Source organism: Streptomyces sp. NPDC043738, assembly GCF_056436545.1.
In genome coordinates this window covers 1-13,546 of the sequence record NZ_JBWKCJ010000047.1, presented here as the reverse complement: position 1 = coordinate 13,546, position 13,546 = coordinate 1, and the positions used below count along the sequence as shown (strand labels likewise).

The window sequence follows — 13,546 nt, the reverse complement described above, 5'->3', positions numbered from 1 at the left end:
CGGCCGCCGGTGGCGGTCCCGGCGCATCGGCCCGCGGACGGCGTTGTCAGTGGTCGCCGGTAGGTTCTGTGACGGAGAACGCAACGCACACCGGAGGTTGTTGACGTGGTGACCGACATGCTGCCCGAGTCCTGGCGCGGGGTACTCGGCGAGGAGTTGGAGAAGCCCTATTTCAAGGAGCTCACCGACTTCGTCGAGCAGGAGCGGGCCAACGGCCCGGTCTACCCGCCCCGCGAGCAGGTCTTCGCGGCGCTGGAGGCGACGCCCTACGACCAGGTGAAGGTGCTCATCCTCGGGCAGGACCCCTACCACGGCGCCGGACAGGGGCACGGCCTGTGCTTCTCCGTGCAGCCCGGTGTGAGGACGCCGCCGTCGCTGCGGAACATCTACAAGGAGATGAAGGAGGAGCTGGGCCACCCCGTCCCCGACAACGGCTATCTGATGCCCTGGGCCCAGCAGGGCGTGCTGCTGCTGAACGCCGTCCTGACGGTCCGCGAGGCCGAGGCCAATTCCCACAAGGGCAAGGGATGGGAGAAGGTCACCGACGCGGTGATCCGCGCGGTGGCCTCCCGGCCCGACCCGGCGGTCTTCGTGCTCTGGGGGAACTACGCCAAGAAGAAGCTGCCGCTGATCGACGAGGAGCGGCATGCCGTGGTGCAGGGCGCGCACCCCTCCCCGCTGTCGGCGAAGAAGTTCTTCGGCTCCCGCCCCTTCACCCAGATCAACGACGCGATCGCCGCACAGGGGCACACCCCGATCGACTGGCGGATCCCTGACCTGGGCTGAGTCCTGGCGGCCCGCGCAGTGCCCGTCCGCGCGATCCGCCGGGCGGGCCCGGCCACCCGGTGCGTCGCGCACACCGCGCGAAGGTTTCCAGCGGCGGTTAGCGTCGAGGCAACAGCAGTGACGGTGGTGAGCGAACCCCGGGAGTGCGCGGTGATGGACAAGCGGCGGGAGGCGACGTCCGAGGACGGCGTGCTGACCCGGATCGGCCAGGCGATCATGCTGCATCGCGCGGGTGACCGGGAAGAGGCCCGCAACCGCCTCTCGGCGCTGTGGCACGAGATCGGCCCGCACGGAGACGCCTTCCACCGCTGCACCCTCGCCCACTACATGGCCGACACCCAGGACGACCCCAGGGACGAGCTCGACTGGGACCTGAGAGCCCTGGAGGCGGCCGAGGGCTTCGTCACCGAGCGGCCCGACCGCGGCGGATCCGCTCCCGGGGAGTCGAGCGTCGCCGACGGGCCGGGCCCGCGTCACCCCCTCGTCGCGCTGCGCGCGTTCTTCCCCTCGCTGCATCTCAACATCGCGGCCGACTACGCCGCACTGGACCGGACGGCCGACGCCCGCGCCCAGTTGCTGCGCGCCCGGGCGTCGGTCAACGCCCTCGCCGACGGCGAGTACCGCCAGGGGCTCAGGGACGCGATCGAGCGTCTGGAGCTGCGGATCGACCGCGCGGCCGGGCGAACGGCGTAGGGGCCGTCCCGGCGGTCTCCGCGGGACCGCGTCCGATCCCCGCGGGCCCGGCCCCGACCATCGGACAGCCCTCAGCCCCGCAGCATCCCGTCGAGGAGCTCCGCGCACGAGGCGCGCAGCGCGGCGCGGGTGGGGAGGGCGGCGTGGTACTGCCCCGCCGTGCAGGAGAAGAGCACACCGTCGCACCAGGCGACCATGCTGAGCGTGTGCCGTTCCGGTTCGCCCGAGCCGGCCGCCGCCAGCATCGCCACCATCGGCTCACGGAAGGCCCGGCCCGCCCGGTCGTAGATCTCCCGCAGTTCGGGCCTGCGGGTGGCCTCCAGGGCCAGTTCGTAACGGGCGATGAGCAGCTGCCGGTGCCGGGAGAGGTAGCGGTGCAGCGCCAGGGACAGCGCGTCGGCGACCGCACCCGCCGCTGTGCCGTCGCCGGCCCCCTCCGGGGCCTTCGGTACCTCGTCGGGTGCCAGCACCGCCGCCTCCCGCTCGGCCAGCCGGCGTACCGCCGCCTCCAGCAGGGCCGCCCGGGTGCGCGCGAGATTCGACGTCGAGCCCTGCGGCAGCCCGGCCGCCTCGTCCACGGCCCGGTGGGTCAGCCCGCGCATTCCGCGTTCGGCGAGCAGAGCGAGCGCCGCATCGGCGATCAGCTCAAGGCGGGAGGCGGAGAGGGGGGCCGGGGCGGGGGAGCTGCGGGCGTTCATGGCAGACCAGCCTAGCGGTCCGACTACGGGTGTAGTCTACTGTTCGAGGCGGCCACTACACCTGTAGTCGCGCACTTTGGGCCGAGGAGGCGGCATGCGGCAACCCACCGCGATCGTGATCGGCGGCGGCATCGGCGGGCTCACCGCCGCGTTGGCACTGGATCGCCGCGGCTGGTCGGTCACCGTCCTGGAGCGCGCCGCCGCGCCGGGCCCGGGGTCCGGTCACCAGGCGGCGGGCGCGGGCGCGGGCGGCGCGCGGCGCGACGGCGCGGGCATCGGCCTCGCGCCGAACGCCCAGCGCGCCCTGGACACCCTCGCCGTGGGCGACGCGGTCCGTGCGACGGCCGCCCGCCAGGCCTCCGGTGAGTTCCGCCTCCCCAGCGGCCGGCGACTGGCCCGTACGGACGACGCTGCCGCCGTCCGGCGGTTCGGCGGGCCGGTGCTGATCGCGCACCGCGCCGACCTGATCGCTCTGCTCGCCGCCAGGCTGCCCGACGGCGCGGTGCGCACCGCTTCCCCCGCCGCGCTGGTGGACCCGGGCGACCCGGCATCTCCCGCCCGCCCGGCACGCGTACGCATCGCAGGAGGTGAGGGACAGGAGCTGACCGCGGAGCTCGTCGTCGCCGCCGACGGCATCCACTCCGCCGTCCGCCGCACGCTCTTTCCCGGCCATCCCGCACCCCGCTACGCCGGCTTCACCGCCTGGCGGATGGTCGTCCCCGCCCTCGACCGCCCCTGGACCGCGCACGAAACCTGGGGTCCCGGTGGCCTGTGGGGCACCATGCCGCTGCCCGACGGGCGCATCTACGCGTACGCCACCGCGGCCGTCCCACCGGGTGGCCGGGCCGCCGACGACGAGCGGGCCGAACTGCTGCGCCGCTTCGGCGACTGGCACCACCCCGTCCCCGCCGTGCTCGCCGCCGCCGACCCCTCCGCCGTGCTCCGCAACGACGTCCACACCACGGCGGCGCCGCCGCCCGCCTTCCACCGGGGCCGGGTCGCCCTGCTCGGCGACGCCGTCCACCCCATGCCCCCTAACCTCGGCCAGGGCGGCTGCCAGGCCATCGAGGACGCCGTCGTGCTGGCGGACCGGGCCGAACCGGACGGCGATCTCGCCGCCGCTCTCGCCGCCTACACCCGGCAGCGGCTGCCGCGCACCATGGAGGTGGTGCGCCGGGCCGAGCGCATCGGGCGCCTCACCACCTGGCGCTCCCGGCCCGCCTGTGCGCTGCGCGCCGCGCTGCTGGCCGCCACCGCCCTCCCCCAAGGGCTCCGACGACTGCGTCCAGGGGGGACCCGCACCGCGCCGGATCTCACGCTGCGGGCCCTGGACGGCATCGCCGACTGGTCGCCGCCGGCCGCCACGTATGCTGCCGAGGCGCGGGGCACCAGGACCGCGGAGCTACCCAAGGAGCACGAGTGAAGATCGGCTGCATCGGACTCGGCGACATCGCCCAGAAGGCGTACCTGCCTGTACTGGGCGTACAACCGGGCCTTGAGATACATCTGTGCACCCGTAACCCGGACACTCTCGAACGGGTCGGCGCCGCCCACCGCCTGAGCGGTGAACAGCTCCACACCGACCTGGACTCGCTGCTCGCCACGGGCCTGGACGCGGCCTTCGTGCACGCGGCGACCACCGCGCACCCGCAGATCGTGACCCGGCTGATCGAAGCGGGCGTCCCGACCTACGTCGACAAGCCGATCTCCTACGAACTGGCCGAGTCCCAGCGGATCGTCGCGCTCGCCGAGGACCGCGCGGTGGGCCTCACCGTCGGCTTCAACCGCCGCTTCGCGCCCGCCTACGCCCAGTGCCGCGAGCACGCCCGCGACCTCATCCTGATGCAGAAGAACCGCGTCGGGCTGCCGGAGGACCCGCGCACGCTGGTCCTGGACGACTTCATCCACGTCGTCGACACCCTGCGGTTCCTCGTGCCCGGCGAGATCGACCACATCGACGTGCGGGCCAGGATCCGGGACGGGCTGATGCACCACGTGGTGCTGCAGCTCTCGGGCGACGGCTTCACCGCCATCGGCACCATGAACCGCCTCAGCGGCTCCGCGGAGGAGGTCCTCGACGTGTCCGGCCACGACACCAAGCGCCAGGTCGTCAATCTCGCCGAGGTCATCGACCACAAGGGCCAGCCGAGCGTCCGGCGGCGCGGCGACTGGGTGCCGGTCGCCCGCCAGCGCGGCATCGAGCAGATCGTCCAGGCGTTCCTGGACGACGTACGAGCCGGCCGGACGCCGTCCGCGCAGGACGCGCTGCGCACCCACGAGCTGTGCGAACGGGTGGTCACCGACGCGCTGGCGCAGGCCGTCCGCTGAGCGCGCGGACACCCGCGTACGCGCCGGCCAGCACCAGCGCGCCCACCGCCGTGTACACGGCCCAGTCGCCGTACCGGACATACGGGCTGGTGCCCTCGGCCAGCGGCAGGTCGTAGACCGCCGCCGCACTGCGGTCGGTGCCGAGCTGTTCGCCGATCCGCTCGCCCCGGGGGCCGTACACCGCGCTGACGCCGGTGAGGGTGGCATGCACCATCGGCCGCCAGGTCTCGGCCGCGCGCAGCGCACCGAGCGAGGCGTGCTGCAGGGGCGCCCAGCTGTCCTGGAACGTCGACGTCGAGGACTGGGCGACCAGTACCTGCGCACCGTCGCGCGCCAGATGACGGCTCATGTCCGGGAAGGCGGTCTCGAAGCAGACCAGCGGCCCGATCCGCAGCCCGTGCGCGGCGGCGACCGGCATCACCACCTGGTGGGCGCCGCGTATCCGGTCGGTCGTGGCCGCCTTGCCGACCTTCGTCGCCCAGCCCAGCACCGACCGCAGCGGTATGTACTCACCGAAGGGCACCAGCCGCATCTTGGCGTAGCGGTCACCGGTCGGCCCGTCCGGGCCGATGAGCACCGCGCTCTTGTAGATCCCCGGCCCGCCGTTGCGCGGGGCGTCGGCGTTGATCAGCAACTCGGCGCCCGTCCGCCGGGACAGCGCGGCGAGCCGGGCCGCGAGATCGGGGCGGTCCACCGGGTCCCGGTACAGGCTGCTCTCGCCCCAGACGACGAGCCGGACCCCGCGGCCCGCCAGCGAGCGGGTGAGCGCTTCGCTGCGCGCCAGCCGTTCGGTGGGGGTGCCGGTCAGGCCCGGCTGGACGACCGCGATCCGCACCGTGCCCGCGGGGCGGGGGAGCGGCGCCCAGTACCAGGCAGCCGTGGCGCCCAGGGCGCACACCAGCAGGCCGGCGACGGCGGGCAGCCGTACCGCCGGGTGGGCGAGCAGCTCGGCCAGCGCGGTGTTCACCGCCACGATCAGCAGGCTGACCAGCCACACCCCGCCGACCGACGCCAGCCGCAGCGCGGGCGGCAGCTGCCACTGGCTAGCACCCAGCAGACCCCAGGGGCCGCCCAAGTACTCCCAGGAGCGGACCAGTTCGACCATCAGCCAGCCCGAGGGCACCAGCACCAGCGCGGCGGCGCCCCGGCCGGCGCCCGGCGCGCCGCCCAGCAGCGCCCGCACCAGGAGTCCCCAGGGCGCCCACAGCGCACCCAGCAGCAGGGCGAGCACGAGTATGAAGACGTGCAGGCTCGGCAGCAGCCAGTGGTGCACGGCCAGTATGAAGCCGGCGCCGCCCAGCCAGCCGTCCAGCGCGGCCCGGCCGTACGTCGGCGCGGAACGCACCAGCAGCAGCCAGGGCACCAGCGCGGCGTACGCCAGCCACCACCAGGACGGCGCGGGAAAGGCGAGGGCCGGCAGCGCCCCGGCGAGCGCCGCGGCCGCCGCGCGCCCCCAAGGGGAGCGCAGCCACCACGCCCGACGGCCGGGCGATCTGTCCATACGGCCTCCCTCGTGCGGGTTTCCGCCGGTCGGACGGCCAGTGTGCGCGGGCGGGCCGATCAAGGAAAGGGGGCGTGGCCAGGACGGCCGATTCGGACCGCTAAGGGTCCGGCAGCCGGGCGTCAGCCGTCCTGGATGTGTACCTCCCGCCACTTCTCCTGCACCACGACCCCGCTCAGCCGCCAGCCTTCCGCGGTGCGGCGCACGGTGAAGTCGTAGCGGCCGGCGCAGGTGTAATTGGGGGCGGTGGCGCCGCCCCCGGTGTCCGTCGCGGGTCCGGCGAGCCGCATCGGATTGAGGTAGTCGGCCCGGACGGTCGCGGTGTCGCCCGGCGCGCCGTCCGTTCTCGCCAGGGTGATACGGCGGTTGACGATCAGGTGCTGCCGTATGGCGAAGTGCTGAAGCGTCTCGGCGAGCCAGGCCGCGACCTGCTCGATGCCGCCCTCGATGCCGCCCGCGGAGCGGTAGTCGGCCCGGCCGTCCGGCGTGAAGAGGGCCAGATAGCCCGGCCAGTCACCGTCGTCCACGGCGATCGCATAGCCCGTGACCAGCTCGTCGATGGCGAGGCGGTCCATGACCGTGGAGTGTTCCGCGCGCTGCGTCATCTCCTCAGTTTTCGGCATGCCGAAGGCCCCCGCCAAGAGGTGGGGGCCTTCCGGTAGGGGGGTCAGTTCACCAGCGCCGCTTCGGTGAAGGGATCCCGCCCGGGATCCGTGTCCGCGGCCGCGTCCCGCGCGGTCCGCGCCCCGGCCTCCCGCTCGGCGCCGGAGTCGGCGAACTGCGTCCGGTACAGCTCCGCGTACCGCCCGTCCGCCGCCAGCAGCGTCTCGTGCGTACCACGTTCGACGATCCGCCCGCCCTCGACGACCAGGATCAGGTCGGCGGCCCGTACGGTCGACAGCCGGTGCGCGATGACCAGTGCCGTACGGCCTTCCAGTGCCTCGGTGAGGGCCTCTTGCACCGCCGCCTCGGAGGTGTTGTCCAGGTGGGCGGTGGCCTCGTCCAGGATCACCACCCGGGGGTGGGCGAGCAGCAGCCGGGCGATGGTCAGCCGCTGCCGCTCGCCGCCGGAGAGACGGTAGCCGCGCTCGCCGACGACGGTGTCCAGACCGTCGGGGAGCCCGGCGATCAGCTCCTTCAGACGGGCCCGGCGCAGCGCGTCCCACAGCTCGTCCTCGGTCGCCTCGGGCCTGGCCAGCAGCAGGTTCTCGCGGATGGAGTCATGGAAGAGGTGCCCGTCCTGGGTGACCATGCCGAGGGTGTCGCGCAGCGAGGCGGCGGTCAGCTCGCGGACGTCCACTCCGGACAGCCGCACCGCGCCGGCGTCGGTGTCGTACAGCCGCGGCAGCAGCTGGGCCACGGTGGACTTCCCGGCGCCCGAGGAGCCGACCAGGGCGACCATCTGGCCGGGTTCGGCGCGGAAGGAGACGTCGTGCAGGACCTCTTCGCCGCCGCGGGTGTCGAGGGTGGCGACCTCCTCCAGGGAGGCCAGCGAGACCTTGTCGGCGGACGGGTAGCCGAAGCGCACGGAGTCGAACTCCACCGAGACCGGGCCCTCCGGCACCGGGCGGGCGTCCGGCTTCTCGGTGATCAGCGGCTTGAGGTCGAGCACCTCGAAGACCCGCTCGAAGCTGACCAGCGCGCTCATCACCTCGATGTGGGCCCCGGAGAGGGCGGTCAGCGGGGCGTAGAGCCGCGTGAGCAGCAGGGCGAGGGAGACGATCGCGCCCGCCTCCAGCTGACCGCGCAGCGCGAGGAACCCTCCCAGGCCGTAGACGACGGCCAGCGCCAGGGCGGAGACCAGGGTGAGCGCGGTGACGAAGTACGTCTGGACCATGGCCGACCGGACGCCGATGTCCCGCACCCGGCGGGCCCGGGTGGCGAACTCCGCGGACTCCCGGGACGGGCGGCCCATCAGCTTGACGAGCGTGGCGCCCGGTGCGGAGAACCGCTCGGTCATCTGCGTCCCCATCGCCGCGTTGTGGTCGGCGCCCTCGCGGCGCAGATCCGCCAGCCGCCGGCCGACCCGCCGGGCGGGCAGGACGAACACCGGCAGCAGCACCAGCGCGATCAGGGTGATCTGCCAGGACAGGGTGAGCATCACGGCGAGGGTGAGCAGCAGCGTCACGATGTTGCTGACGACCCCCGACAGGGTGTCGCTGAAGGCCCGCTGGGCCCCGATCACATCGTTGTTCAGCCGGCTGACCAGCGCACCTGTCCGGGTGCGGGTGAAGAAGGCGATGGGCATCCGCTGGACGTGGTCGTACACCGTCGTCCGCAGATCCAGGATCAGCCCCTCGCCGATGCTCGCCGACAGCCAGCGGGTCAGCAGCCCCAGGCCCGCCTCCGCGACGGCGATGACGGCGATCAGCCCGGACACTCCGACGACCAGGGCGGAGGAGTCGCCGCCCACGATCGCGTCCACCACCCGGCCCGCGAGCAGCGGGGTGGCCACCGCGAGCATCGCGGTCACCGTGCTCAGTACGAGGAACCACAGCAGATGCCGTCGGTGCGGCCGCGCGAACGCCGTGATCCGGCGCAGCGTCCCGCGCGAGAACCGGCGCCGGCCCTGCTGCGCGGTCATCGTGCTGTGCAGCGAATGCCAGGCGGTGACTTCCATGTCCATGGGTGGCCTCCAGTGTGCCGGGGTCGTCACGGGATCGCCGTGCGTGACCGGCGACATAAAGAAACCTAGAACCTCAACCAAAATTGAGGTCAAGTGATTCCCCGCGGATCACCCTTCGGGGCCTCGGCGGAGCCCGGAAATCCCCGGACCGGCGGTGTGGCTCACAGGGCGCGTTCCCAGACCGTGGGCGCAGCGGCGCTGTCGGGGGCGGTCACCGTCAGGCGTACGGCGGGGCGCCCGTCGGGCAGCGCGGCGGTGGCGTCCACGACGATCTCCAGACGCGTCGGCCGGGCCGCCGTCAGCGTGGCGCGCAGCGCCGTCAGCAGTTCGCGGCCGGATGCGTCGTCGACCCGGGCATCGACCGGGCCGGTGAACTGCACGGACGGGCGGCTGCCGAGCGCTTCGGCCGCCGCGCCGGCCTCCCGCAGGATGCGCGTGCGCAGTCCGGGCGGTGCCTGGGAAGGGCCCTGCTGCAGGGCGATGATCGCCGTCCGGATCTCCTGGATCGTCGCGTCCAGCTCGTCGACCGCCTGGCCGACCCCCTCGCGCACCTCCGGCACCACGGCCTTGCGCTGGGCGCTCTCCAGCAGCATCCCGGTGGCGAACAGCCGCTGGATGACCAGGTCGTGGAGGTCGCGGGCGATGCGGTCGCGGTCCTCGTAGACGGCGAGGCGTTCGCGGTCGCGGTGCCGGTCGGCGAGGACCAGCGCCAGCGCGGCCTGGGCGGCGAACTGGGTGCCCAGAGTGCGCTCGGTCTGGCTGAAGGGCCGGTCGCCGGGCACCCGGCACAGCGCCAGGGCGCCCAGTACCCGCCCGTTGCTGCGCAGCGGCAGCAGCATCGTCGGGCCGTAGTGGCGCGACAGCGGGGAGATCGAACGGGGGTCGGTGGCGAAGTCGTCGGCGAAGACCGCGAGCCCGGCGTCTATCCGGTGCACGACCGGGCTCTCCGGCGGGATCCGGCCGCGGTAGGCCTCGGTCCGTACGGTGTCGGGCAGCTCGGTGGAGATCGCCACGACCTCCATACCGCCCTCGGCGTGCGGCAGCAGCACCGCTCCGGTGGCCGCCTCGGCGAGCTCGCGGCCCTTCTCCGCGACGACGGTGAGGGCGTTCCCGGTCGTCGAGCGGGTCTCGGGGCCGGCCAGCAGGGCCGTGGTGACCGAGGCGGCGCCGTCGATCCAGCGGGTGCGCTGCCGGGCGGCGGCGTGCATCCGGGCGTTGCCCATCGCGATACCGGCCTCGGTGGCCAGCACCCGCACCAGGTGGAGGTCCTCGTCCCGGAAACCCGGGCCGCCGGGCGCGGCGGACTCCTCGGCGCCCTCCCCGCCGGGCCCGTCGCCGTCGCGCCGGTCCGCGACGTACAGGGCGCCGAACGTCTCGCCGTGGAAGGTGATGGGCACCTCCAGGGCGTCGTGTCCGGGCGGCCGGCCCGGGCCCCGCGGGCAGGGAGCGACACCGTGGGTGATGAGGTCCTCGGCCGGCCCGTCGCCGTCCGTGTTGCGGATGCCGACGGCGGCATAGCGCGCACCGGTGAGGGCGGCGGCGGTCTCGGCGATACGGGCAAGCGAGCGGTGCAGATCACGGTCGGAGCCGATCGCCGCCATCGCCTCCAGGAGCTGCGGAAGCCGGGAGACCGGCCCGCCGGCCAGCTCGCGCAGGCTCTGCGCGGTGCGGTCGGCGAGATCGGCTGCGGCATCGGCGGAGCGGTCGGCCGCCGGGTCGGGCGACTTCAGGACACACCTCACTCTTCCGGGCGGTTTGGACAGTCTATTTGCCCTGAAGATGACGATGCGAGCCGATGGGTTCCCGGTGCCGCCTCGCTCGCTGCGGCCACCGCGCCCGCAGGGCTGCCGCGCCCACTGTGGCTACCGCGCCTGCTCCGGCGCGCGGGAGGCGATCAGGGGGCCGATCACCCGGGTGCCCGGACCGACCCGTCCCCCGGGGCCGGGCAGCTGGGTGGTGTTGTCCGGCGTGAGCGCGCCACCGCAGTGCCGGCACGCGGCGACCGGCGTGGTGTCCCGGTCGCAGTCCCGGTGGTGGATGCGGGCCGGCGGGCCGGCCTCGCCCGCGTACCAGCGGTCGCCCCAGTCCATCAGCGCCAGCAGTACGGGGTAGAGCTCCTCGCCCTTCTCCGTGGCGACGTAAGCCTCGCGCGGCGGCCGCTGCTGATAGCGCTCGCGGGCAAGGACGCCCTCCTCGACCAGCCGCGACAGCCGGGCGGCCAGGACCTTGCGGGAGATTCCGAGGTCATGGGCGAGGTCGTCGAAGCGGCCGATCCCGGTCAGCACGTCGCGCATGATCAGCGCCGTCCAGGCGTCGCCGAACAGATCGGTGGCGCGGGCGATCGAACAGGCCACATCGGAGAGGGGAGTGCGGGTCACCCCTCAACCCTATCCACGTTCCCTGAGGGAACCGGGCATGTTAGGTTCCCTCAGGGAACCTGGATGGAGCCCCCACCCCGACGAGGGAGCACGCGATGGGCACGACCCCGCTGATCGCACTGGACTCGGCCGACCCCGCAGCGGTCGACGGACGGCAGATCCGTGCGGCCGCATTCCAGGGCGTACGTCTGGCGTACACGTCCGACGTCCTGGAGCGGCTCGACCGGGCGCCCTCGGGGCGCGCGCTGGTCGTCGGCAGCGGGCGCGGGCTGCTGGCACGCGGGATCGCCGCACTCGGCTTCCAGGTCACCGCCGTCGATCCCTCCGAGTCCGCGACCGCGCTGGCCCGCGCCGCCGCCGCGCGCGAGGGCCCGGCCGTCGAGTACCGCACCGCGCCCGCGGAGCGGCTCGGCGTCCCCGCCGCCGCGTTCGACCTGGTCTACCTCGCGGACACCCTGGAGATCACCGAGGACCCCGACCGGGTGGTGGAACAGGCCGCCGGCGCCCTCGCGCCCGACGGCGTCCTGGTCTACGACACGGTCAACCGGACGCCGGTCTCCCGGCTGGTCTACCTCGGGGCCTTCCAGCGGCTGCCGATGACCCGGGTGGTGCCGGCCGGCCGGTACGCCGCGCGCCGGCTGCGTACGCCGGCCGAGATCGCCGCGCTGCTGGCCCGCCACGGACTGGCCGACGGCGGCGTCTGCGACTTCGCGCCCCGCAGCGTCCGCAGCCTGCTGAGCGGAATCCTGGCGCGCCGCAGCGGGCGGATCGGCGACGACGAGATCGAGGCGGTGGCCGGCTTCGCGCTCGCGCCGGAGCGCCGGCCGTTGGTCACCTATCTCGGCCATGCGCGCAAGGGGCGACTTTGAGACAACCTGCGGATGTGGCGTACGCCGGGACTTGAGGGCGGCGGTCGGCGGGTAAGCCGTAGACAACCATGGGCGCAGTTGCAGAAACGCAGCGGCACCAGCGCTGCGCAACCGCACCATCGACGACCCGGGAACGGGCCGACCCGCCCGGTCGTGCCGGGCGCCCCCCACACCTTCCGTACGTCTTTGCCGGGAGCGCGTGGTCACCCCGCGGCCCCCCGGCACGAAAGTGGGTCGGGCCGATGAACGACGCTCCGCACTATCCGAGACTTGTGGGCCCGCGCCGCGCGGCGGGCGGCACGACCGTGCTGGAACTCCGCGGTGACCTGGACATCCTCGCCGTTTCGGTGCTGTCCGACCGATTGGACGGCATCACCCGCGGCCAGGGTGTCGACCTCGTGGTGGATCTGCGCGCGGTGACCTTCATCGACTGCGCGGGACTGTCGCTGCTCAGCCGCGCCCGCCACCGAACCCGGCAGCGGGGCGGCCGGCTGCGGCTGACCGGCGTCACCGAGGGCGGCTGCGTCGCCCGGCTGCTGCGGATGACCGGGCTGACCGGCGACTTCGAGAGCGTGTCCGGCGAGGACCTCGCGCAGCAGGACGCGGCTGCCGAGGCCCCCGCCCACGACCCGGTCGCCCCGTCCTCCGGGGCCACCGACATCGCCGTGGTCTGAGGGCCCGCCCGGATCAGGCCGGCAGGGCCGCCTCGATGGCGGCGAGGAGTTCCTCGGCCTCCGGCTCCGTGCGCGGCCGGAAGCGGCCCGCCACCTCGCCCTCGGCGTCGATCAGGAACTTCTCGAAGTTCCACTGGACGTCGCCCGCCGCCCCCTCGGCGTCCTCGGTGCCGGTCAGCGCCGCGTACAGCGGATGCCGGTCCGCGCCGTTGACGTCGGTCTTCTCGAACAGCGGGAAGCTGACGCCGTACGTCGCCGAGCAGAACGTGGCGATTTCCTCGGCGGTGCCCGGCTCCTGGCCGGCGAACTGGTTGCTGGGGAAGCCCAGCACGCTGAAGCCACGGTCCCCGTAGCGCTGCTGCAGCCGCTCCAGGCCCGAATACTGCGGGGTCAGCCCGCACTTGGACGCCACATTCACCACCAGCAGGGCCTTGCCCCGATAGTCGGCGAGCGAAGCGGGCTCACCGGTCAGGGTGCGCAGCGGGATGTCGTACAGGCTCACGGTCATGCTCCTCGTCGCGGTTCCGCGGATAGGGACGGCCATCATCCCTCCCAACAGCCGCGCCCGCCCTGATCTTCCCGGGATCGTCGGTCGGCCAGGACACGACCGGACGCAGCGCCCCCGAGCGCCACTCCTTGAGGAGCTGGTCGAAGATCGGCGTCCCCTCCTCGGTGGGGCGCCGCGCCTGGGGAGCGGGCGGTGGCAGCGGCGGCAGCTGGTGGGGGAGGGAGATGCGCTGAAAGGGGTGCGAGGGGGGCTTGTTGGCGTCCATGCCCGGACTCAACCGGAAATCGGCCACCGAGTTGCGGGACGCGGCCGGGGCCGTCCGCAGAAGCCCCTTCGGTGGTGACGAGCAGAAGATACGTTCCCGGCGCCGGGGGGGGGGGGGGGGGGGGGGGGGGGGGGCGAAGGGCCCCCCCCCCCCCCCCCCCCCCCCCCCCCCCCCCCCCCTCCTCCCCCTCGCTCCCGCCCCCCCACCGCGGCCCGCACCG

The 13,546-nt window shown here is 73.9% G+C and carries 13 protein-coding genes; 6 read left to right on the top strand and 7 right to left on the bottom strand.

Annotated elements, in window-relative coordinates; genetic code table 11:
• Positions 1-117 precede the first annotated feature (117 nt).
• Both AC0680_RS36155 and AC0680_RS36150 read left to right on the top strand, forming a co-directional pair.
• Positions 118-786 (top strand): uracil-DNA glycosylase, encoded by a 669-nt coding sequence (locus tag AC0680_RS36155; protein ID WP_478637304.1) that lies wholly within the window; start codon positions 118-120, stop codon positions 784-786.
• Between the two features lie 153 nt (positions 787-939).
• A complete protein-coding gene (locus AC0680_RS36150; protein ID WP_478637303.1) occupies positions 940-1,479 on the top strand; it encodes a hypothetical protein in 540 nt (179 codons plus the stop codon).
• Positions 1,480-1,550: 71 nt separating this feature from the next.
• Here AC0680_RS36150 and AC0680_RS36145 read toward each other — a convergent pair whose 3' ends face one another.
• Positions 1,551-2,177 (bottom strand): TetR/AcrR family transcriptional regulator, encoded by a 627-nt coding sequence (locus AC0680_RS36145; protein ID WP_478637274.1) that lies wholly within the window; start codon positions 2,175-2,177, stop codon positions 1,551-1,553.
• 94 nt (positions 2,178-2,271) lie between these two features.
• Between AC0680_RS36145 and AC0680_RS36140 the strand changes: the two genes are divergently transcribed.
• The gene (locus AC0680_RS36140) at positions 2,272-3,600 is read left to right on the top strand and encodes an FAD-dependent oxidoreductase (RefSeq protein ID WP_478637273.1); all 1,329 of its coding nucleotides are present in this window, start codon (positions 2,272-2,274) and stop codon (positions 3,598-3,600) included.
• Positions 3,597-4,505, top strand: a complete 909-nt coding sequence (locus tag AC0680_RS36135; RefSeq protein ID WP_478637272.1) for a Gfo/Idh/MocA family protein — start codon at positions 3,597-3,599, stop codon at positions 4,503-4,505. Before AC0680_RS36140 ends, AC0680_RS36135 begins: the two co-directional genes overlap by 4 nt.
• Here AC0680_RS36135 and lnt read toward each other — a convergent pair.
• From lnt to AC0680_RS36110, 5 genes are all read right to left on the bottom strand, one after another.
• On the bottom strand, positions 4,474-6,006 hold the full coding sequence (gene lnt / locus AC0680_RS36130; RefSeq protein WP_478637271.1) for an apolipoprotein N-acyltransferase: 1,533 nt from the start codon (positions 6,004-6,006) through the stop codon (positions 4,474-4,476). The two genes, AC0680_RS36135 and lnt, sit on opposite strands and share 32 nt — an antisense overlap.
• Before the next feature lie 122 nt (positions 6,007-6,128).
• Positions 6,129-6,611, bottom strand: a complete 483-nt coding sequence (locus tag AC0680_RS36125; RefSeq protein ID WP_478637270.1) for a nuclear transport factor 2 family protein — start codon at positions 6,609-6,611, stop codon at positions 6,129-6,131.
• A 62-nt stretch (positions 6,612-6,673) separates the two neighbouring features.
• A complete protein-coding gene (locus AC0680_RS36120; protein ID WP_478637269.1) occupies positions 6,674-8,632 on the bottom strand; it encodes an ABC transporter ATP-binding protein in 1,959 nt (652 codons plus the stop codon).
• 161 nt (positions 8,633-8,793) lie between these two features.
• Positions 8,794-10,374 (bottom strand): GAF domain-containing protein, encoded by a 1,581-nt coding sequence (locus AC0680_RS36115; protein WP_478637268.1) that lies wholly within the window; start codon positions 10,372-10,374, stop codon positions 8,794-8,796.
• Positions 10,375-10,494: 120 nt separating this feature from the next.
• Entirely contained in the window at positions 10,495-11,010 is a 516-nt protein-coding gene (locus tag AC0680_RS36110) for a winged helix-turn-helix transcriptional regulator (RefSeq protein ID WP_478637267.1), read from the bottom strand.
• 95 nt (positions 11,011-11,105) lie between these two features.
• Between AC0680_RS36110 and AC0680_RS36105 the strand changes: the two genes are divergently transcribed.
• A complete protein-coding gene (locus AC0680_RS36105; RefSeq protein WP_478637266.1) occupies positions 11,106-11,879 on the top strand; it encodes a class I SAM-dependent methyltransferase in 774 nt (257 codons plus the stop codon).
• Between the two features lie 242 nt (positions 11,880-12,121).
• The gene (locus AC0680_RS36100) at positions 12,122-12,553 is read left to right on the top strand and encodes an STAS domain-containing protein (RefSeq protein ID WP_478637265.1); all 432 of its coding nucleotides are present in this window, start codon (positions 12,122-12,124) and stop codon (positions 12,551-12,553) included.
• Between the two features lie 13 nt (positions 12,554-12,566).
• Here AC0680_RS36100 and AC0680_RS36095 read toward each other — a convergent pair whose 3' ends face one another.
• Positions 12,567-13,055: a glutathione peroxidase gene (locus AC0680_RS36095; RefSeq protein WP_478637264.1), complete on the bottom strand. Its 489-nt coding sequence runs from the start codon at positions 13,053-13,055 to the stop codon at positions 12,567-12,569.
• Positions 13,056-13,546 lie beyond the last annotated feature (491 nt).

Coding starts and splice junctions, on each gene's coding strand:
- AC0680_RS36155 (WP_478637304.1), top strand. CDS start 118: ATGCTGCCCGAGTCCTGGCGCGGGGTACTCGGCGAGGAGTTGGAGAAG.
- AC0680_RS36150 (WP_478637303.1), top strand. CDS start 940: ATGGACAAGCGGCGGGAGGCGACGTCCGAGGACGGCGTGCTGACCCGG.
- AC0680_RS36145 (WP_478637274.1), bottom strand. CDS start 2,177: ATGAACGCCCGCAGCTCCCCCGCCCCGGCCCCCCTCTCCGCCTCCCGC.
- AC0680_RS36140 (WP_478637273.1), top strand. CDS start 2,272: ATGCGGCAACCCACCGCGATCGTGATCGGCGGCGGCATCGGCGGGCTC.
- lnt (WP_478637271.1), bottom strand. CDS start 6,006: ATGGACAGATCGCCCGGCCGTCGGGCGTGGTGGCTGCGCTCCCCTTGG.
- AC0680_RS36125 (WP_478637270.1), bottom strand. CDS start 6,611: ATGACGCAGCGCGCGGAACACTCCACGGTCATGGACCGCCTCGCCATC.
- AC0680_RS36120 (WP_478637269.1), bottom strand. CDS start 8,632: ATGGACATGGAAGTCACCGCCTGGCATTCGCTGCACAGCACGATGACC.
- AC0680_RS36105 (WP_478637266.1), top strand. CDS start 11,106: ATGGGCACGACCCCGCTGATCGCACTGGACTCGGCCGACCCCGCAGCG.
- AC0680_RS36100 (WP_478637265.1), top strand. CDS start 12,122: ATGAACGACGCTCCGCACTATCCGAGACTTGTGGGCCCGCGCCGCGCG.